Annotated in this window: 12 protein-coding genes; 5 read left to right on the top strand and 7 right to left on the bottom strand. The window is 41.9% G+C overall.

Going from position 1 to position 21,522, the window contains the following annotated elements:
• Positions 1-25: 25 nt before the first annotated feature.
• From AAEY72_RS00495 to AAEY72_RS00475, 5 genes are all read right to left on the bottom strand, one after another.
• Positions 26-706, bottom strand: a complete 681-nt coding sequence (locus tag AAEY72_RS00495) for a hypothetical protein (protein ID WP_352309012.1) — start codon at positions 704-706, stop codon at positions 26-28.
• The gene (locus AAEY72_RS00490) at positions 703-2,139 is read right to left on the bottom strand and encodes an asparagine synthetase B family protein (protein ID WP_352309011.1); all 1,437 of its coding nucleotides are present in this window, start codon (positions 2,137-2,139) and stop codon (positions 703-705) included. The genes AAEY72_RS00495 and AAEY72_RS00490 overlap by 4 nt, the downstream gene beginning before the upstream one ends.
• Positions 2,127-3,185 (bottom strand): riboflavin biosynthesis intermediates N-glycosidase, encoded by a 1,059-nt coding sequence (gene ybiA / locus AAEY72_RS00485; protein WP_352309010.1) that lies wholly within the window; start codon positions 3,183-3,185, stop codon positions 2,127-2,129. Before ybiA ends, AAEY72_RS00490 begins: the two co-directional genes overlap by 13 nt.
• A 1-nt stretch (position 3,186) precedes the next feature.
• Positions 3,187-6,582 carry a glycosyltransferase family 2 protein gene (locus AAEY72_RS00480; protein ID WP_352309009.1) on the bottom strand — a complete coding sequence of 1,132 codons (3,396 nt, stop codon included), beginning with the start codon at positions 6,580-6,582 and terminating at the stop codon, positions 3,187-3,189.
• Positions 6,583-7,433: 851 nt separating this feature from the next.
• Complete coding sequence (locus tag AAEY72_RS00475; protein WP_352309008.1) at positions 7,434-7,856, bottom strand: TehB family protein; 423 nt, start codon at positions 7,854-7,856, stop codon at positions 7,434-7,436.
• A gap of 297 nt (positions 7,857-8,153) precedes the next feature.
• Here AAEY72_RS00475 and AAEY72_RS00470 point away from each other — a divergent pair, with 297 nt between their 5' ends.
• Positions 8,154-9,635, top strand: a complete 1,482-nt coding sequence (locus tag AAEY72_RS00470; RefSeq protein WP_352309007.1) for an MFS transporter — start codon at positions 8,154-8,156, stop codon at positions 9,633-9,635.
• A 175-nt stretch (positions 9,636-9,810) separates the two neighbouring features.
• On the opposite strand, the gene narL is transcribed toward AAEY72_RS00470, so the two are convergent.
• A complete protein-coding gene (gene narL, locus AAEY72_RS00465) occupies positions 9,811-10,470 on the bottom strand; it encodes a two-component system response regulator NarL (protein ID WP_352309006.1) in 660 nt (219 codons plus the stop codon).
• Positions 10,471-10,933: 463 nt separating this feature from the next.
• Positions 10,934-12,994, bottom strand: a complete 2,061-nt coding sequence (locus tag AAEY72_RS00460) for a histidine kinase (protein ID WP_352309005.1) — start codon at positions 12,992-12,994, stop codon at positions 10,934-10,936.
• Between the two features lie 489 nt (positions 12,995-13,483).
• On the opposite strand from AAEY72_RS00460, the gene AAEY72_RS00455 reads away from it, so the two are divergent.
• The 4 genes from AAEY72_RS00455 to narJ all read left to right on the top strand — a co-directional run bounded on the left by AAEY72_RS00455 (position 13,484) and on the right by narJ (position 21,517).
• Positions 13,484-14,863 (top strand): NarK family nitrate/nitrite MFS transporter, encoded by a 1,380-nt coding sequence (locus AAEY72_RS00455; protein ID WP_352309004.1) that lies wholly within the window; start codon positions 13,484-13,486, stop codon positions 14,861-14,863.
• 386 nt (positions 14,864-15,249) lie between these two features.
• Positions 15,250-19,008 (top strand): nitrate reductase subunit alpha, encoded by a 3,759-nt coding sequence (locus tag AAEY72_RS00450; RefSeq protein WP_352309003.1) that lies wholly within the window; start codon positions 15,250-15,252, stop codon positions 19,006-19,008.
• A gap of 120 nt (positions 19,009-19,128) precedes the next feature.
• Positions 19,129-20,667: a nitrate reductase subunit beta gene (gene narH, locus AAEY72_RS00445; protein WP_352309002.1), complete on the top strand. Its 1,539-nt coding sequence runs from the start codon at positions 19,129-19,131 to the stop codon at positions 20,665-20,667.
• A gap of 1 nt (position 20,668) precedes the next feature.
• Positions 20,669-21,517: a nitrate reductase molybdenum cofactor assembly chaperone gene (narJ, locus tag AAEY72_RS00440; protein ID WP_352309001.1), complete on the top strand. Its 849-nt coding sequence runs from the start codon at positions 20,669-20,671 to the stop codon at positions 21,515-21,517.
• Positions 21,518-21,522 lie beyond the last annotated feature (5 nt).

Below are 21,522 nucleotides of genomic sequence, written 5' to 3'. Positions count from 1 at the left end.
GAAATTATCAGATCAAATTTTAGAATTAGTTTCTATTGCTAAATTGAGATTCAAGTGGCTTAATATCATAGCCAAAATATTCCTCTATAACGTCTTGCAGGTTATTAATATTGATGTTCAGCATCTCCTCGTAGCCACTATTGCTGTAAATTTCTAATTGGGTATCGCGAATAAATAAAAAGCGTTTACCAACAACCATCGAGAAACGCAACTGGCTACTAAATGGATAGATAATATCGGCAGAAAAGCGGTTTTCAATACTGTGATAGATTTCGGTTTCAGACTTTGCAGCGATATCAATTTCCATTTGTTTTTTTTCTACATTACGTTTTCGGTGGTAGACTGTGATCACACTATTTTCTATTGCGGTCCTAAAGCGCATACCGTAACACTCATATAAAATAGGAGTTGCGGCTGGAATAAGTTGAATTGATGGCCATCCATTGCCAATATCTGCAAAGTAGCGCTGGTTGTTTATTTCAAGTCTTATTAGTCGATGAATATCTTTTCCACCAATGCGAGCAGAGTGCAAGTATGCATCTAATCCAGCTACTTTGGTTGCAGCTAAGTAGCTTAGAGCTTTGTCTGAACAGGTACCACCATATGCCATCGTTACAGGGTGTACGTTGTTGAGTAGGTATAAATTATGGAATGGCTCTTGAATAAATTTATCGAGTAGTATTTGTTGAGCTAAATGCACTGTCATCTATGAGCCCCTCCTCGTTTAGCAATAGCAGAGTCAAATGTGGGGTAGCTAAAAAAGTAAGGGTCGTCTACATCGTATGTGAATGTATCTTTCCATATTTCCTTAAGTTCTACCATTTCTGTATTGCCGTTACGGGTTAAATAGTCCACTACCAACTTTCGGATGCCACTACCAACATCAAAAGAGGTCTTTTTTCGGTTTGCGATCTCGGCAGGTAATAAGTGCCTAAAGGCGTCCCTAAGTGCTATTTTGTTGTGACCGGAAATATAGAACTGCTTATGCTCAAGGTTATCGGCAACCCTCTTTACTGTACGATCTAAAAATGGGCAACGAGCTTCAATACTATGTACCATGCTGCACTTATCAAGCCTGCGAAGTTCCGTAAAGTGCATATCGGTTATCAGCTTGGTACGAATAACTTGCCACTCTTGTTCGGATAGTTGCTCATGGTAACCAGCAAACAGCTCATCTGCCCCCTCTCCAGTTAGTACTACCTTTAAGTCTTTCCTGTGTGCTGCTTGAGCTAATAAATAGGTCGCAAGGCCATTACTAATGATCGATGGATTATAACTTTCAGTTGTGTAAAGTACTTTATCAATCAATCCGGGTAACTTTTGCTCACTTGGTAATGGGATGTAGATAACTTGCTTTAATCCTAGGTGTTTAACAAGCATTTCAACCATAGCAACATCAATACTATCGGAATCTCCCAGAGTAAAATAAGTTACATCTTGGCGATGCTGGCAGGTTATAGCCGCAATAATCGAGCTATCTAGACCTCCGCTCAGGAAAACACCGAAGGGCTGTTTAGGTAAGCGTTTAATGACTGCTTGTTCCATTGCTGAAAGCAGATTGGGTGTTGTATTAGTTAACTGTTGGTGGCGTGCTATTTGGGTAAGCATGCCCGTGTTCAGGTCAAGCTGACTAATACCAAGGGGCACTTGCTCGAACCAGTCAATATTTTGTAGGGCTTTAAGTTCACTGACAACAAATAGGTTGTTATTGGCTTGACCATAAAACAGTGGCTTTTTACCCATATGGTCGCGAAACAATAGAATCGAATTTGTCTCCAGCTGATAGATAACCCCTGAATAAAATCCGTCTAACTCGCTTAGTACCTGCTCACCCAGTTGAGCGAATAGTGGTGCGATTACATGTGTATCGCAGTCGCTATTACGGAGGAGGTTATATTGTTTTGCAAGTAAATCTGCATTGTAAATCTCGCCATTAAAAGCTCCTATCATACAGCTGGATTTGTAAGGTTGGCGTCCTGTAATGCTTTCATCGTTAATTGCCAAACGTGCAAACCCAATAGCTAATTTCCCTTTGATCCAACAGTGTTGGTCATCAGGACCTCGATGAGAAAGGCGAGTTAAAGTAGCTGATATATTCTGTTCGGCGGTATCACCATGAAGCACGACTATTCCGCACATAGTTGCGCTTCTTTGTTGAACTGTAGCTGATTACGCAATTGCATTAACAGTTCACCTAACCGATTCAAGCCACTACCATCTTCTGCATCACCCCAATAGCTGTCATTGAGTGTATGTTCGGCTATGTGATATTGCTGTGTTGATAATAATAACGCTTCAAGTTCAGGGTTCTGAGTAAATTTGGCTGTAAGTGCTTGCAGCATTATATCTTCCTTAATGTTATGCCAGTTAGGTTGTAGGTGTTGTGATTCTAACTGCTTAGCCATTTGTTTGGCTAACATAGGACTTGCTGCACAGCGTATGCGCTCTTGCAATATAGGGTCTATAAATTTTTGTGCTTGGTAAAAGTGTTCTGCTGTCGGCCAAATTTTATTATGCAGATATATGGCATGTTTTGAAAAGTTGGAAAGCTCTCCCCAGGTTTGGTCTGAATGGTAAAATAAAATAGAGTTAATATTGTCATACTCTAAACTTAAAGGCAGGCAGTGCCCTAATTTTTCGTTTTTACTTTTCAAGTAATCTATATTTTCAGGCCGTATCTGTGGGTGTGTATTAAGTAGTTCTACTTCGATTCCTGCTTGTTCTAGTGCGCGTCGCTTACGTGGGTTGTTTGATACCAATCGTACTTGTTTTATTGCCATTTCTTTTAGCACATCTATGGCTGGTGCATAGTCGCGAACGTCTTGTTCTAAACCCAGTGCCTCAAATGACTCTGCTGCATCTAAAGCTTCACTCTGCATTTTGTATACTGCTTGAATCTTATTAGAAAGGCCCTGACCACGGCCTTCTTGATGTAAGTGGAAAATGATCCCACTTCTATTGTGTGCCATTATCTTCATGGATTCGCGCAATTGGTCGGCACAGTCACAGTCCCTTGCTTCAAATACTTCAGAAGCTAGGCAAGAAGAATGTAATCGTAGTATTGGTTTACTCTCTAGTTTATTGATATCACCAAAGGTGACTACTCGTAACATTTCGTTGCCAGTATCGTACATTCTAAATGTGCCGTGTAGTGTTGGGAGTTCGCAGTAATCTTTAAAAGGCATTTTATTCTATTCTCTCAAGGGTTTTCTGATGTGCTTTTGCAAAGCGGTTACTCTGCGGCACTATTTGATTTAAAAATTCGTAAATATGGCACTCGTTCATTTGTTGAACTTGGGTTTCTAATTTAGTAAAAGTATCTGGGTTAAACGAGCTAGCCAAGTATTTATACAACTCGCTTAGTTCTGGATATTTGGATAAAGCTTGCGTTAAACCATTGATTCGGTAAAAACTGAGCCTTAAACGTGAAAGACGAGTGTTGTATTCTGATTTGGTTGCTTTCCATACCTGGCTAATCTCAATATCAGTAAAGACCAAGTTATGTCGTTCGTTGTTTCGTAGAAATTCTTGCAGACCAGCATACAATGCCGATCCCATGATTTCATCCTGTACTTTACTTAAATTCAAAATTGGTTCGTGCTGTATGCGCCCAGTATGTTGAACAGGAAATGGCGCACTTTTAATAGTTAGTCCATGGTAATGTTTATTGACTATTGCCCAGACCATGTCTGAACGGCGAGCTTCACGGCCGTTAATCTTAAAAATTAGGTTAGGCGTTTGTATTAAGGCTTTAGCGTTTAGTACAAAGGTGTTGCCTCCACGGTTTACCGTATCTTTTGCTGCAGCTAATGGAGATGTTGAACATGCTGGAACAATACCACGAGTGAGCGGGAAGCCCGTGACCAATAAAGGCGCATGTGCAATCAATCGAGAGCGAGCTTCAGTGACGCTTTCACCTTTGTAGGCGGGTTCAAGCCAAAATGGTGCTTCGATATGAGCCGTATGTTTACGAGATAAGTCATAGTAATAATCAGGATACTTATCTCGAAGTATTGTATTTTCGTGGCTGCGATCAGGCAATTCGATATTGTTTGGTAGTTTATCAAGCCAGCGTAAGTTATGAAGCAGATCTACCAATTGGCCACGTAGACCATTTAATGGAGGATTAGGCGATGAGCCTTCGTATTGTCCAATCACTACATCGACATCTGCTTGCTTAAACACTGGTAGCCAAGCTAGAAACTGTTTGGCTCGGGCATCTAAACGCATATCGTCATCAAGGATCCAAGCATAGTTATTTGGAGTCGTTATGCATTTTAAACCAACATATTTTTGCAGCATGCTCCGTGCATGTGCAATTCCCACTTGGCCTTTTGGTCGTTTTGCCAAGTCAGAACCAAATAGGCCGTTTGCAGCATCTTCTATCTGTTGTGTTTCGCTTATTATTTTTATATCACCCAATGGCCTTTTGCTGAATGAAAGCGTTTCTTTCACAGAGGTATCTGAGCAACCGTTGCATAGCACTATGGAGTTTATACTGGATAAAAAATTACATTGTGCAAGATCAGCAATACTATTCAATAACGGCAATAACTTATGCGCATCACCGGTAATCACACCAATAGTTAGTGCAAATGGCTTGGATGGTTTTTCTAGTAGAGTAAGTGGCAGCCATGCCTCCTGTGCTTGTTTAAGGTTACAATCAATACCTGTTAATCTTTGACGAAATGCTTGATAGCCCTGCATTTCTGGGATATTTATTGTATGCAGAGATTGTCGCATTAAGTGCCTAAGATTTGGATGATCCACATGATGAATACTTAGATAAGCCCTCCGAGCCATATGTTCGAACCCTAATTCATTCCATGGGCGAATATCCGCGCCATAATCAATCAGTTTCACTTCACTCTGGGTTTTTATTAAGTTTTTCGAATGCATGTTATTACATACAATTCCTGCTTTGCTGCAACTATGTAGCAAGTCAATCACTTGTTCGCAGTTGCCACCTTGATAAGGAATGCTATTTTCAAAGGGATAAGTGAGTACCAAAGTTTTTCCATCTGATATAACTTCGTCAAGGGTATATAAACCAGGTAGATTGTACTGTTGTGAACTGAACCATTTTAAAAAATTGATTTGCTCAGTAGGTATGTTGGTTTTCCAATAGTCAATGCATTTAAAAATACGCTTACCATCTGTCATAACAACAGCTTCAGAGCCCACACCAAGTAGTAGAAGCTCATGAATACCAAATAGTCTTCTGATACGATCATTAGCTGCATCAATGCGGCATTGTTTTATTCTATTAGCGAGTGTTGCATGCGGTTTTAAGAGAAGCTCATTACAGCGGTTAGTACATAAATGACGAGCGCCTAAGTCCGTCAGTATTGTTGATAAATCGTTCTCGCTTTCAATAGAGCGTTGCTTTTGAAAGTCACCATCTTTTAATACCCATACGCTATTACCGATATTTTCTTTGGCAACAAATGCTGTGGCTGTTTCAATACACGTTTGCTGATGGCATAAATTATAGCAAGTAACTCCCAGTTGATTCATCTGTTCAATAAACGCACGCAAATCAATCTGATCTAATTTTTTAGTTGCGGTCAAAACGATATTGAAGCTAACCAGATTTTTTTGGCCTAAATGATGAAATTTTTCAATAGCTTGCTCTAATTGGTTAAATAAAAGACTTCCTAATTCAACGCCAAGAGTTAATGCGATTTGAGATTCCTGCTTTAGTATTTTTTTTGGTAATGTTTCTGGTTGCCAGAAAAATAGGCGCTTTGCGCGCTCAAGGAACGCGTTACTTTGATCAACGCTCATACGTCCATGGTATTTCTGCCAAAAAACTGCCAACCCATTATTCTTGGCTGGTGAGTTTGGTGTACTAAGGCGTTGACGGTCACTATCGGCATAGTGATTTAGTAGTGGTTTTTTTATATTGCAGTAGCGTGTTGCCTCTAATTCACAGAGGCGTATACACAAATCTCGATCAGTGCAACTTGATAGTTGCTCATCAAAACCGCCTGCCATCAACATAATATCTAGTGATAAGAATAGGTTAGAGCCTTGAATGCCTGGATTTCCGCACAAGAACAGCTCTTCATTTATTGAGTCAGGAGGTATACATTTGATAGGCTGTTGTGCATTACCTTCACAACGGTAAAATCCAGCTGCCACCATATTGCAATGCTGTGTGATTGCTAACGATTTGCAGTTTTCTAAGTAGTTAGGATGCCATTCATCATCATCGTCAAGAAATGCTAGAAATAGTGAACCGAAGTCCTGTTTTTGTTTGTTGCTCAGATACTCTATTGCCGTATTCCATGCTCCACTAGCACCGACAGTTCGCTGGTTTAGTAAATATTGAATATGGGAATTAGTTGATGGAATAGATTCGACTATCAGTCTGTTTTGACACTGAATTTGTTCTGGAGAGTCGTCTACAACAATAATATAGCTCGGTGATATGGTTTGATTTAATACTGAGTTTATAGCTCGCTGTTTTAGTAGATTAGGTCTGTTTTTGGTCGCAATAATCACTGCTATTTGTGGGGCGTTCACACGATACTCCATTGCTAATGAACAACTAGTTTTATATTTGCATAGTAAGGTCATAAAGCTTCTTGTGTTAATAAGCTAGTAGTTCAGTCAAAACTATTTAATATCTTTACTTTCATATCATTAGTTAGCAATCACACGGATTACAACTACATAAAAAGGATTACTAGTTATTTTATACCCCTTTCCGATGTGTAGTGGCGCAATGGCTTACAAATGTCACAGTTCCTGAAGAATCGTAACGATATACAATTATTATTTACTTATCAATTAATTTGCACAAATCGAGGGTAATTGAACAATAATTTTGTAGGATAAAGATCCGCAGTTAAATTCGGCAGATACAATATCGAGGAAAGGGGAATATTACTTAATCTTCAGTTAGCTAAAAAGCCCCTTCCCTGTTTAGAGTGTATTATCGTGTATGAGTTATTACACTTTCAATAACGACAGGTCTAAAGCTTCACTAGATACGTACATGCCTGACTGGAGATCCAGACGTGACTTACTTGACCGGATGCCTTTAAGTTAAGAGCATTGGGAGTAGCTCTTTATTATCTGATCAGATATATGGATTCGCCACTATCAAGCTAGATAAGTCATTTCATTCGTATAATAAAATGACTTATCTAGCTTGACTGATACTCAAAATCCACTCTATCTTTAACTAAGTTTAACGCTATAGAAAAATCACTTTATAGGCTGGCTTGATATTTGTCAGATGCCAACTACTTCGTTAGTGTGGGTATAAGAATATCAAGATCATAAATTCATATACGGTATGACTGATTTTGATAGAAGTAAAAAAGGTTGCTAACACTATACTAGGCATAGTGTTAGCAACCTTTCTCTAGTTAGTATTTTACTTAGGTGATGTGATTAATATTGGGGTTTGTTAATACTGGGGTTTAAGTTGGCTTATCAAATAATTTTTCAATAGGTTTAGTATGGATAGTAGAGCTATTAAACATCGACTTATTGCCTGTGTCTCCTTCTGTCCAAAAGTTAATATTGAATTGGGCATCATCACTTAATTCTACGCGGTGCCAATATTGAGGCGGGCTGACCGCAAACTGTCCGGCGTTAATAACGACTGTCTTTTCTGGCTCGATAGCTGCCTCGTCTGAAAAACCATAAAAGGTAACCACACCTTGCATGACACAAATCTGCCCGTAGACACCTTCCGCCGTATTATGATGGGTTAATAAGGCGTTAGGCACTTTATCTTTGGTGAAGAAGTGTGTTGAACGTTTTATTTTCCAATGGCTTGGAATGACGGGATTGGGATTGGTGGTGCTAGTGGTATTTTTAGTATTCGTAGTGGCACTCATGATAACTCCTTGGCTAGTTTGCTTAATATAGATTTTATTTCTCAATCTGCCTTAAAGGTCAATATTCAATTGATAATAATTATCATTAATATAAAATAGCACCTTTTAAATGGTTTTGCTACCCTTGTATGAGCTTGATTATTAATAAACATATAACGCCCGAAAGTGTTTGCCTACTCCCCATTAAGTAGTATAGAAAGTAGTCGCTATACTGCTTTTGCTCAATAGTTATGACGCCCCCTTTATTGCTATCTTGTGCCCATTACAGGCATCAGAATTTATAATGGGGACATTATCATGCATGCAAAAGAATTACTCGAGGTTGAACGCCGTGAGATAAGAGCGCTTCACTATACGTGGATTGCTTTTTTTCTGACCTTTTATGTCTGGTTCAATATGGCACCGCTCGCAACATCAATGCTGCAGACAGAAAGCTATTTAACGCCTGATCACATCAAATTATTTTTAATTGCCAACGTCGCGTTGACAATTCCGGGGCGTGTCATCGTTGGTATGGCATTGGACCGTTTTGGTCCACGTCGAGTATTTTCTATACTGATGGTGGTAATGGCTATACCGACGTGGTTTTTCGCGTTTGGTGACTCTGCCATGCAATTATTCGTTTCGCGCTTATTTATGTCTATCGTCGGCGCTGGTTTCGTCGTCGGTATTCATATGACGGCATTATGGTTCAAACCCAAAGACATCGGTTTTGCCGAAGGTTTTTATGCAGGTTGGGGCAATTTTGGTTCAGCAGCAGCTGCGATTACCATACCTACTGTCGCTTTACAGTTCTTTGGCGGCGATGATGGTTGGCGCTGGGCAATTGCTTTATCTGGCTTATTAATGGCATTGTACGGCGTGGCTTATTGGTTTTTAATCACCGATGGACCAGAAATCGGTACGCATAAAAAATCCCGTAAAGCTGGCGCGTTAGAAGTATCGACTTGGAAAGACTTGTGGTTATATTGCTTATTTATAGTTCCCTTATACGGCATATTGGGATTGCTGGTGTATCGCACACAAGCGATGGATTTTTTGAGTACCATGGGTGCTATCATCGCCTATAGTGTGATTGTATTGATGGTAATTTATCAGATTTATAAAGCCATCAGTGTCAATGTACCTATGATTAAAGCTGGCATTCCAGAAGATGATAAATATCCGTTTAAATCGGTAGCGGCGCTGAATGTAAGCTATTTTGCTAACTTTGGCGCAGAGCTTGCGGTGGTTTCCATGCTACCGATGTTCTTTGCTGCGACTTGGAAACTTGATCCGACTGCGGCTGGTTTGATTGCGTCTACCTTTGCCTTTGTCAATTTATGGGCGCGCCCACTTGGCGGTTATATCTCCGATAAAGTCGGTAATCGTCGTTTGGTGATGCTGACTTATATGTTTGGTATCGGTATTGGTTTTGCGCTGATGGGCATGCTCAATGCGGAATGGCCGCTATTTATCGCCGTGGTCTTTACTATTCTATGCTCGGTATTTGTACAAGGCGCAGAAGGCGCAACTTTTGGTATTATTCCCTCGATTAAGCGTCGTCTGACTGGTCAGATATCAGGCATGGCAGGCGCTTATGGCAACGTTGGCGCGGTATTCTACTTATTTATTTATACCTTTATGGAGCCCAATCAGTTCTTTTATATCATTGCAGTCGGCGCAATGATTGCATGGGTTGTCTGTTATTTCTGGTTGGCAGAACCGGAAGATGCTTTTGGTGATGAATATAAAATGTCATCCGTTGATCGCCAAATTGCGGCAGAAAGTAAATACTAAAAGCTGATATTAGCCACTAATATTCATATTAAGAATTAAGAATTAAGACATAAAAATCATACTCTCTGATTATTATATCTTAAACTAAAAACCCACCTAGCATATTGTTAGGTGGAGTTTTTAGTTTTGGATAAATGAGATAAAGGTTTCTAACTTGCTTATTAAGTTTAACAAGCTATTTAGATAAATGATTCACCGTCCACACTGCCGCTTCTACCCGTGTCCGTAGACCAGTTTTATTGAGGATATGCTTGACATGTACTTTCACCGTTGATTCGGCGATATCTAGATTATTAGCAATCATCTTATTACTCAGCCCCTCAGCAATCATCTGAATCACTTGTAACTCTCTGCTAGTCAGATTACTAGCGATATCTTGGATACTGGGTGTGCGCAACGTCTGGGCAAGTATCGAGGCTAGATTGGGGCTAATGACCAACTCGCCGCGGAGTATCTTTCTGATATCAATAATAATCAGCTCAGGCTCCATATCTTTTAATAGGTAGCCATCGACACCCAATTTTAACGCCTCTTGTACATCCTCACCGCTATCAGAAACGGTGAATAATACTGTCTTGGTATTGATGTTTCGGGCTTTGATTTCTCTTAAGGTTTCGATACCGGTAAGCACCGGCATTTTATGGTCAAGTATCACCAAATCGACGTCATTATTTTCTAAAAATACTAATGCCTCTTGACCATTGCTGGCTTCACCAACGACTTTGACATCGTCCTCAAGACTTAATAATTCAGAGATGCCGCGGCGTAGCATCGGATGGTCATCGACCAATAATAGGCGAGCGGGCGACGTGCTAGTATAAACTTTGGTGCTCATAACATACTCACAAATTAAAAAAATGGTACAAGAATTTAGGGTCTGTTGAACATTCAAATGTGGTGCTGGCAGCAACTATTTTTTAGACAATATGCAGTGAAATTTTTGATGCCTAGTCATTCTAGGTTAAACAATTTCGCCATATATTGGCAAAAAAGAGTACTGCCCTGAAAGGCTGATGCTAAAATTACCCCAAACGTTGTTACAAGCCTAGCTAAGGTCTCGACATTATCGTCGGTTTGCGCCTAGTTTGGTGCAATTTTAGCGATCAGCAGCCCTAATATTTGAATGTTCACCAGACCCTAATAATTTAAATTTAATAGTTCAGTATTACAGTACTTAAAAGCTGCTTAGCGTAAATAATATTTGAAAATAAAGCTTGTTAGAAAACCTCACCAAAAAATCGCAAATAAACAAATTTAAAGAAAGCTAATTAATTACCTAAAATCATAATGTTATGGGGTTATAAATAAGCGTCTTTATTACTCTCTTCGTCGAAGAAATTGGGCTCAAATCTGACCGTAATGATAGTGCCGCGTAGTTTATTATCGGTCACGATAAGTTCGCCGCCGATATTATGGGCGCGCTCTTTCATAATCATCAAGCCGTGATGCTGGGTTTGATCGACACCGCCAGACATCCCAACGCCATCATCAATGATACTCATGACGATGTACTGGTCGCCGTCCTCGTACTTCAGATGTATTGCGACGTTATGCGCTTTTGCATGGCGGCTGATATTTGACAGCGCTTCTCTAGCAATCTGGATCAAATTTATCTGCTCAGTGACGCTCAAATTAAGCGTCATAATGTTATTGTTTACCTTTATCTTAAAACCGCCTTTTAAGGCGAACTCACTGCCGGCGTCGTTCAAAGCTTCATCAAAATTGTCATTATCAATGGTCAAACGAAAGGTTACCAATAAATCTCTTAACTGCTGATAAGCGGAACCTAGTCCCATTTTTATCTGTTCGATATTTTGCGCTATCGGTTCTTTTACGGGCTCGCTGCCAACGTTTTTAAGGTGTCGCTCAAGCACGCTGACTTGAATTTTTAAATAAGACAACGACTGCGCCAAAGAATCATGTAACTCTCTAGCAATAGTCGAACGCTCTTCAAATAAAATCAGCTGATGCTCTTGTTGTCTTTGTTTACGTAGTGATAAGGCGGTACTGATTAAGTTGGTCAGCGCCACGATGAGCTCGTTATTTTGCTTATCCAATTCAGGACTACTAAATGGAAATACACTCCCCGCCTCTGTCATGTTTATGCGCTGCTCTGGCGCGATGCCATGACCAGTCTCATTATTAGCATCATTAATGCCATCATCAGCGATGAAAGAGTAATTCATCATTAGCGCCGACTTTGGTCGCACGCGTAATTCACCAAATTCTTCTTGTTGATGAACAATAGGATAAGACTTGGTATGTTCGCCATTTTTAGTTGCGCAGTTATCACAATTGAGCTTTTTGCATAGCTCTTTCATTTTTTCGCCATGCAAGACGATGGCGTTTTTACTGGTGATATATTTATTCTGTATGCACAAGGTAAATTCTAAATGCGGTAAGGTCTTACTGAAATCTGCAATCAAAGCATCGAGCTGATATAAGCTCACTTGGCTGGTGGTCAGCGATTTTGAGAAGTCATAAAACAGCGACAGCACTTGATTGGCTTTGACCAAGTGCTGGGTTTTTACCTGCACTTCGCTCTCAAGCGAGCGCTGATAGGTCTCAATCGTACTTGCCATATCATTGAAAGAATTGCCAAGCACTTCAAACTCTCGATAGCCTGCGATGGAAACTCTGGTATTGAACTGACCGTCTTTAAATTGGTTATTGGCTTTTATCAATTGATAAATAGGCGTGAGCACCAATTGATGCAATCTGCGCATGCAAATCAGCACAATCATAATGGTCAATATCAACGAGAGAATTTGCAGGTTTTGCTGCCAGGTCTGGCGCTGCTCGTTTCGATACTGCAGCTCACCGACAAATTGATTTACATCTTCGATATAACTTGCTGAGACGCTATAAAAACCTTGCTTGTCTTGCGCTAATAATGCCGGTTTTAAGTCTTGATACCATTGCTCTTTTATCTCATCAAGCTGCTTGTTGATGTGCACATGTTTATTGGCGCTCGTAAGCTGATAGACCTGTAATTCCGCGAGCCGATTCTCCATATCCTTAATCAGGACATCTATCTTTTCAGCAGTACTTTTATTAGAAAAGTCTAATTTATCTTGTTTAACAGGCAGATCGTTCTCTTTGTCACTTAAGCTGTTTCGGCCAATATTTAAACTTGAGCTAAAAGGATGGTTATCCAAAAACCCAGACGCAATTTGAAAGCTAATGCGATAGGTGGCCATACGTATCGACCCTGCGGTATTAATCGCCTCAGCATCAGGCCGCGCGATCCAAGCTAGCACACCACTTCCTAACGCTGACATCAAAGATAAGATAGCAATGATAATGACAGCGCCCCAAGCATGAACAGTTAAAGACTGGCGTCGTTGAATAGACTTCATGAATTGTATTTACTCATCAAAATTGGCAAAAAACCAGAATTAAGAAGGCCAACATCAAAAGCTATAAATGCTTAAAAAAATCACCTACTTGACAATAAAACCCCAAAATTTCAGTAAGAACTATGCCCACAATATACCCCTTTTAGCCATCAGTATACCACTATGTATGAATACTCATAACCATGATAACGAAGTACTGTGAGTCATTAATCTCTATAAGTATTTATTTATTATACAGGCAATAAATACTTAGTAATGCCGAGTATCAGTACTAAGAAGCTATTATATTTGCCTGTTTATCAGAAGATAAAACATTAGTTGTCATCATAAATAACGGAGTAGGCAACGAGCAAAAATTGACCGGATCAATTTACCACATACACAAGCGGTCATCTTAACCATACAAATGTATACGACAATTTTTATAGCTGTTTAACATTATAAAAATTCATTATAACCAAGCATAGATGTTACTAAGTGAGGAACAATATGAGCAATGATTACAACTTCAAAGGTGGTAAGCTCATCACTGACTGGCGACCCGAAATAGATGAGTTCTGGAAAGGCGGCGGTAAGAAAGTCGCTACTCGAAATTTATGGATATCGATACCATCGTTGTTATTGGCATTTTCGGTATGGATGGTATGGAGCGCAGTCATCGTACGTCTGCCAGAGATTGGTTTTGATTTTGATGGCGGACAACTATTTTGGTTAGCTGCCCTACCAGGGCTATCAGGGGCGACACTACGAATTTTTTATTCTTTCATGGTGCCTATTTTTGGTGGTCGTCGTTGGACAGCGATATCCACCTTATCCCTGTTAATTCCAGCACTATGGATGGGCTTTGCCGTTCAGGACCCTAATACGCCATTCATAATATTCGCCATCATTGCACTACTTTGCGGCTTCGGTGGTGGTAACTTTGCCTCCTCCATGTCCAATATCTCATTCTTCTTTCCAAAAGCAGAACAAGGCACTGCTCTTGGGCTAAACGCTGGCCTGGGCAACCTTGGCGTGTCGGTGATGCAATTCGTTGTACCGATGATTATATTAGTAGCAGCCTTTGGTAGCTTAGGCGGCGACCCACAAGTCTCTGCAAGCGGTCAGCTATTTTATCTACAAAATGCGGGCTTTATTTGGGTACCCTTTATCCTGCTATTTTCAGCACTAGCATGGTTTGGCATGAATGATATTGCCACTGCTAAAGCCTCGTTTAAAGACCAATCCGTTATCTTTAAACGTAAACATAACTGGATCATGTGTATCCTGTATATGGCGACATTTGGCTCATTCATCGGCTTTTCAGCGGCGTTTCCGATGTTGATCAAAAACTCGTTTCCCACCATTGATGCACTCAAATTTGCTTTTTTGGGTCCTTTCGTTGGCGCATTATTTCGCCCATTAGGTGGCTGGATATCTGATAAAACTAGCGGTGCAAAGGTTACCTTTTGGAACTATATCGTGATGGTGCTGGCCGTCTTAGCAGTAATGTACTTCTTGCCGAATGAGACTCATGAGGGCAGCTTCGTCGGCTACTTTATCTCCTTTATGGTGCTATTCATTACTACAGGTATCGGTAATGGCTCTACCTTTACCATGATTCCGGTCATATTCAGAACCTTCCATGATCGCCGTGAGCCAGAAAAAGCAGGGACAGAAGAGTTATTCGTCGAGATACGTAAAGAGTCTGCAGCTGTGGTTGGGTTTACATCAGCGATCGCCGCCTATGGCGCGTTCTTTATCCCTAAAATGTTTGGCTCAGGATTGGGAGTTGCTGGCACTTTTATCGCGCTAATCGTCTTTTATATTATCTGTATCGTTCTGACATGGTGGTATTACAGCGGTCGTAATGCTGAAATTCCTTGCTAAAGTCATTTGCTTAAAATTCAGTCTATTGAACACTTTTTTAAATTAAAAGGTTTCTCTTTATAGTGCTACTTGCCAGCTTAAGCAGCACTTTTTTTATGGGTATTTTTGCCAATTAGCATTAGCCGAGCCATTTTAGCTGATTGATGAGCATTAATAGGCATTGATAAAGGTTTCTTAACCGTATTTTTAAAGACGCTTTACTTTTAGTAGCTACTACTAAGGTGGTAGTGCTCTGCTCATGTTAGCGGATAGTCAGGCAGCGATCGTTTATTTAAAATGGCACTATCGAATAATATTTATGGCTGATGTGCATATAGTTACTCATACAGAACTACCCTGCACTCAGCTTTAGATACACCATAGGCAATAACACAGAGGATAGAGAAATGAGCCATTTACTCGACCAATTCCGTTTTTTTAAACGTAAACAGGGCGAATTCTCCGATGGGCATGGCGAGACACGCGATGAGTCTCGTGATTGGGAAAATGTGTATCGTAGCCGCTGGCAGTATGACAAAGTCGTGCGTTCAACGCATGGCGTCAACTGCACTGGCTCTTGCTCGTGGAAAATCTACGTCAAAAATGGCTTGGTCACGTGGGAAACTCAGCAGACTGACTATCCAGAAACCCGACCAGATCTACCAAACCACGAACCACGTGGCTGTCCGCGTGGCGCAAGCTACAGCTGGTATATGTACTCTGCTAACCGTGTCAAATACCCTAAAGTGCGTAAACCACTACTCAAATTATGGCGTGAAGCCAAAGCGCAGTATCCTGATCCAGTTGATGCGTGGGGCAGCATTGTCCAAGACCCTATCAAAGCAGAACAATATAAATCTAAGCGCGGCTTGGGTGGTTTCATCCGTTCAACATGGGCAGAAGTGAACGAAATCATCGCTGCCAGTAACGTTTATACTGCCAAAACCTTTGGTCCTGACCGTATCGTTGGCTTCTCTCCGATTCCTGCGATGTCGATGGTCAGTTATGCCGCTGGTAGCCGTTATTTATCATTGATTGGAGGTGTTTGCTTATCATTTTACGACTGGTATTGTGACCTACCTCCAGCCTCGCCAATGGTTTGGGGCGAGCAGACTGACGTACCAGAATCAGCCGATTGGTACAACTCTGACTATATTATTGCTTGGGGCTCGAACGTCCCACAAACACGTACACCCGATGCGCATTTCTTTACTGAAGTTCGTTATAAAGGCACTAAAACGGTCTCGATCACCCCTGACTATGCGGAAGTCTCTAAATTAACGGACTTATGGCTCAATCCTAAACAAGGTACTGATGCTGCCGTTGCACAGGCATTCTGCCATGTCATTATCAAAGAGTTTTATCTTAAGCAGCCTAGTGATTACTTCTTAGATTATGCCAAACGCTACACCGACTTACCTGTCCTAGTGATGCTAGAAGGCGAAGAAGGCGCGCGCCATGCAGGTCGCTATCTACGTGCATCTGACTTAATTGATAACTTAGGGCAAGAAAACAACCCAGAATGGAAAACTATTGGTCTAAATAGCGATGGCGAGCTGGTTTCTCCCCTTGGTTCTATCGGCTACCGTTGGGGCGAAAAAGGCAAATGGAATCTTGAGCAGAAAAATGGTACGACAGGCGCAGACATTGATCTAACACTAACTTTAAAAGACAGCAATGAAACCTGCATAGTTGGCTTTGATTATTTTGGTCATGTTGAACATCCACATTTTGCATCAGTACCAGGCGAAGCGATACAACAAAAAACCGTTCCTTGTAAAACCATTACCCTTGCCGATGGTACAACTGCTATCGTCGCTACGGTATTTGATTTAACCGTTGCTAACCTTGGTGTGGATAATGGTGTGGGTGGCGAGCATGTCACTGATGACTATAACGACGCGACTGTACCAGGTACCCCTGCTTGGCAAGAAGTGATTACTGGTCTAAGTCGTGAACGCGTCATCCAAGTAGCTCGTGAATTTGCTGAAAACGCCCATAAAACCCATGGTAAATCGATGATTATCATCGGTGCGGGGATGAATCACTGGTATCACCTCGATATGAACTATCGCGGCGTGATCAATATGCTCATGCTGTGTGGCTGTATCGGTAAATCTGGCGGCGGCTGGGCACATTATGTTGGTCAAGAAAAACTGCGTCCACAAACAGGCTGGTTGCCATTGGCATTTGCACTCGACTGGATGCGTCCACCACGCCAGATGGCTGGTACCAGCTTTTTCTATGCGCACAGCTCACAGTGGCGTCATGAAACTATTTCTGCCCATGAAATACTCTCACCGCTTGTCGATAAAAAATTCTTCCCAGAACACATGCTTGACTACAACATTCAAGCGGAGCGCGCAGGCTGGCTGCCTTCTGCCCCGCAATTAAACTGCAACCCACTGACTATCGCCGCTAAAGCCAAAGTAAGTGGTAAAGACGTGGAAGAGTATGTCGTTGACTCTCTTGAAGATGGCAGCATCCGCTTTGCTTGTGAATCTCCTGACAATCCAGATAACTTCCCGCGCAACATGTTTATCTGGCGCTCAAACCTATTGGGCTCATCAGGTAAAGGTCATGAATACATGCTCAAGTACTTCTTGGGTACCAAAAATGGCTTGCTCAATGAAGAAAATGTCGCAGGTCAGCTGCAACCAAAAGAAGTGGATTGGGTAGAAAAAGGCCCTACGGGCAAATTGGACTTGGTCGTCACTTTAGACTTCCGTATGTCGTCTACCTGTATGTATTCAGATATCGTACTGCCGACAGCGACATGGTATGAAAAAGATGACATGAACACCTCAGACATGCACCCGTTCATCCACCCTTTAACCGCCGCCACAGACCCAGCTTGGGAATCTAAAACGGACTGGGAAATTTATAAAGGCATTGCCAAGAGCTTCTCTGAAATCTCAAAAGGTCATTTAGGTGTTGAGACTGACGTTGTCACTATGCCTATGCAACATGATACCCCAGGTGAGTTGGCGCAGCCATTCGGGGGTACTGACTGGAAAACAGCGGGCGAAAAACCAGTGCCGGGCAAAAACTGTCCGATGATTAAAGTGGTTGAACGTGATTATCCTAGCACTTATAAAAAGTTCACTTCTATGGGCCCTGCCCTAGAAAAACTGGGCAACGGCTCAAAAGGCTTAAACTGGGATATGAAAACCGAAGTCAAACAACTCGGTGATTTAAATCATAGAGTGACTGAGCCCGGTATTTCTGAAGGCAGGCCAAGTCTCAATACCGCTATTAATGCCTCTGAGATGATTTTGATGCTCGCACCTGAAACCAACGGTCATGTTGCGGTAAAAGGGTGGGAAGCATTATCTGAATTTACTGGTCGCGAGCATGCGCATCTTGCCAAATCTAGCGAACATGAAAAAATTCGTTTTAAAGATATTGTCGCGCAGCCGCGTAAAATCATCTCAAGCCCAACGTGGTCAGGTATTGAGTCGGATGAAGTAAGTTATAACGCAGGTTATACCAACGTCCATGAACTGATTCCTTGGCGCACCATTACCGGTCGTCAACAGTTCTATCAAGATCATCCTTGGATGCAAGCATTTGGTGAGCAAATGCAGCAGTATCGTCCACCGATCGATACTAAAACCACGGCGATGGTAAAAGATGCCAAGCCAAACGGTAATAAAGAGATTGTACTGAACTTCTTAACACCACACCAAAAATGGGGCATCCACAGTACCTACTCTGAAAACTTGCTGATGCTAACCCTAAGCCGCGGTGGACCTTGTGTTTGGATGTCAGAAGTCGATGCGGCAAAAGCAGGTATCGTCGACAATGACTGGATCGAGCTGTTTAATGCCAACGGCGCGCTTACCGCTCGTGCCATCGTCAGTCAACGTGTCAAAGAAGGCATGACCATGATGTATCACGCCCAAGAGAAACTGGTAAATATTCCAGGTTCTGAGCAGACCGGTACGCGTGGCGGTATTCATAACTCAATGACCCGTACTATCTTGAAACCGACGCATATGATTGGCAGCTACGCCCAGCAATCTTATGGCTTTAACTATTATGGCACCGTAGGTTGTAACCGTGATGAGTTTGTCGTAATTCGTAAGATGTCAAAAATCGACTGGCTAGAAGATAAACCAGATAACGAATTACCTCGTCCATTACCAACCACCATCGAAGATTAAAGTGTTTTCTTCTATTGAAAATAGGTTTTTTTAAAAGTCAGATTTTGAAACAACAACTTTTAAAAAGACATCGATGAAGAATAAAGAGCTGCTTTTTCTACCAATATTTGGAGCACATCAATGAAAATTCGTTCGCAAGTCGGCATGGTGCTTAACCTTGATAAATGTATCGGTTGTCACACCTGCTCAGTCACCTGTAAAAACGTCTGGACCAGCCGTGAAGGTATGGAATACGCATGGTTTAACAACGTTGAGTCAAAGCCTGGTATCGGCTACCCCAAAGAGTGGGAAAACCAAACCAAATGGAAAGGCGGTTGGATACGTAACGCCAATGGCACGATCAATCCACGCATTGGTGGGAAATTCAGAGTATTGGCCAATATTTTTGCCAACCCTGATTTGCCAGAGATTGATGATTATTACGAACCGTTTGATTTCGATTATCAACACCTTCATACCGCACCTATCAGTACCCATCAGCCTATCGCCCGCCCGCGCTCAGCCATCACTGGCAAGCGTATGCAAAAAATTGAATGGGGTCCTAACTGGGAAGAGATTCTAGGGACGGAGTTTGAAAAACGTCGCAAAGATAAAAACTTTGACAATATTCAAGCGGATATCTACGGCGAGTACGAAAATACTTTCATGATGTATTTGCCGCGTCTGTGCGAGCATTGCTTGAACCCAACGTGCGTCGCGGCGTGCCCTAGTGGCGCGATCTACAAGCGTGAAGAAGACGGTATTGTCTTGATTGATCAAGAAAAATGTCGCGGCTGGCGTATGTGTATCTCAGGCTGCCCTTATAAAAAGATTTACTACAACTGGAAATCCGGTAAATCTGAAAAATGCATCTTCTGCTATCCGCGTATTGAAGCCGGTTTGCCGACTGTCTGTTCAGAAACGTGTGTCGGTCGTATCCGCTACTTAGGTGTCTTGCTGTATGACGCTGATAAAATTGCTGCAGCCGCTAGCACGCCAAACGAGAAAGACATCTATCCTGCACAATTGGATTTATTCCTAGATCCTAACGATCCTGAAGTTATTGCTCAAGCGCTAAAAGACGGTGTGCCGCAGTCAGTCATTGACTCTGCGCAGCGCTCGCCAGTATATAAGCTTGCCGTAGATTGGAAGCTTGCCCTACCACTACACCCTGAATACCGTACCTTGCCGATGGTTTGGTATGTACCGCCATTATCACCGATTCAAAATGCGGCTGAAGCAGGCAAAGTCGGTATGGACGGTCTGATTCCAGATGTTGACAGCTTACGTATTCCGCTACGCTATTTAGCCAACTTACTGACCGCAGGTGATGAAGAACCTGTTCGTCTTGCGCTAAAACGTCTGCTGGCGATGCGTAGCTACAAACGTATGCAACTGGTCGAAAAACAAGAGGTTCAAAGCATCTTAGATGATGTTGGTTTGACCAAACTTCAGGTTGAAGAGATGTATCGCTATCTCGCTATCGCCAACTATGAAGATCGTTTTGTGATTCCAACCGCGCATCGTGAAGAAGCATTGAGTGATGCATTTGCTGAGCGTAATGGCTGTGGTTTCACTTTCGGTGAAGGTTGTTCAGGACATTCTGACAACAGTATGTTTGGACAACGCAAAACTAACCGTCGTGATTTCATCGATACTGTACAGAAATGGGAGTCTTAAGATGCAAACTACTCAATATTATACCGACAGTGCTGTCATTGATTCTGTCATGCCACCAGTGATTGGCACATCAGAATTGAAGCTGCTCAAAGTATTAAGCTTACTTATCGACTATCCAAGCAATGAGCTGTTTATTGGCGATACCTTGGCTGACTGCACAGAGATTGTTGCTAGATCCACCATTATTAGCCCTGAAGTCCGCATACAAATCATTGACTTGATTGAAGACTTAATCGATACCGGCTCTCTTGAAGCACAAGCGCGTTATGACGGACTGTTTGAGCGCGGTCGCTCTTTATCACTTTGGTTGTTTGAGCATGTACATGGCGAGTCGCGTGATCGCGGGCAAGCCATGGTCGATTTGATGGGTCAGTACGAAGAAGCTGGCTTTGCCATTAGCGTCAAAGAACTGCCTGATTATCTGCCTTTATATCTAGAATTTTTGGCGTATCAAGCAACGGTTATCGAAGATGACATTCAAATTCGTATGGATATTGCCGATGTTAGCCATATCATTGCTTTGCTTGCTGCCAGACTTGAACACCGCGGCAGTATGTATAAAGGCTGCTTTAATGCGCTGTTGCAGATTGCTGGCAAGCCTCTAGATATGGTCGAGGAGTATCAAGAAAAAATCAGCAAAGAAAAACCCGATGACAGCTTTGAAGCATTGGACAAAGAGTGGGAAGAAGAAGTGGTCACGTTCTTGGATGCGCAACAAGAAGAGCGTTGCTCGTCTCAGACTAGCACCCAAAGTCTAGCGGCAAAAGCAGGCGTTAGAGCCAATCCAAACGCTGTCGACGCTCCTGTGCACTGGGTAGACTTTAAAACCAATCCAACGGTTAAACCATAATAAGG

It is taken from the genome of Psychrobacter sp. W2-37-MNA-CIBAN-0211 (genome assembly GCF_040309405.1).
Lineage (GTDB): Bacteria > Pseudomonadota > Gammaproteobacteria > Pseudomonadales > Moraxellaceae > Psychrobacter > Psychrobacter glaciei.
This window is presented reverse-complemented; position numbering and strand designations above follow the sequence as displayed.

Excerpts from the sequence above, each read along its gene's own strand:
- AAEY72_RS00495 (WP_352309012.1), bottom strand. The coding sequence starts at position 706 with ATGACAGTGCATTTAGCTCAACAAATACTACTCGATAAATTTATTCAA.
- AAEY72_RS00490 (WP_352309011.1), bottom strand. The coding sequence starts at position 2,139 with ATGTGCGGAATAGTCGTGCTTCATGGTGATACCGCCGAACAGAATATA.
- ybiA (WP_352309010.1), bottom strand. The coding sequence starts at position 3,185 with ATGCCTTTTAAAGATTACTGCGAACTCCCAACACTACACGGCACATTT.
- AAEY72_RS00480 (WP_352309009.1), bottom strand. The coding sequence starts at position 6,582 with ATGACCTTACTATGCAAATATAAAACTAGTTGTTCATTAGCAATGGAG.
- AAEY72_RS00475 (WP_352309008.1), bottom strand. The coding sequence starts at position 7,856 with ATGAGTGCCACTACGAATACTAAAAATACCACTAGCACCACCAATCCC.
- AAEY72_RS00470 (WP_352309007.1), top strand. The coding sequence starts at position 8,154 with ATGCATGCAAAAGAATTACTCGAGGTTGAACGCCGTGAGATAAGAGCG.
- narL (WP_352309006.1), bottom strand. The coding sequence starts at position 10,470 with ATGAGCACCAAAGTTTATACTAGCACGTCGCCCGCTCGCCTATTATTG.
- AAEY72_RS00460 (WP_352309005.1), bottom strand. The coding sequence starts at position 12,994 with ATGAAGTCTATTCAACGACGCCAGTCTTTAACTGTTCATGCTTGGGGC.
- AAEY72_RS00455 (WP_352309004.1), top strand. The coding sequence starts at position 13,484 with ATGAGCAATGATTACAACTTCAAAGGTGGTAAGCTCATCACTGACTGG.
- AAEY72_RS00450 (WP_352309003.1), top strand. The coding sequence starts at position 15,250 with ATGAGCCATTTACTCGACCAATTCCGTTTTTTTAAACGTAAACAGGGC.
- narH (WP_352309002.1), top strand. The coding sequence starts at position 19,129 with ATGAAAATTCGTTCGCAAGTCGGCATGGTGCTTAACCTTGATAAATGT.
- narJ (WP_352309001.1), top strand. The coding sequence starts at position 20,669 with ATGCAAACTACTCAATATTATACCGACAGTGCTGTCATTGATTCTGTC.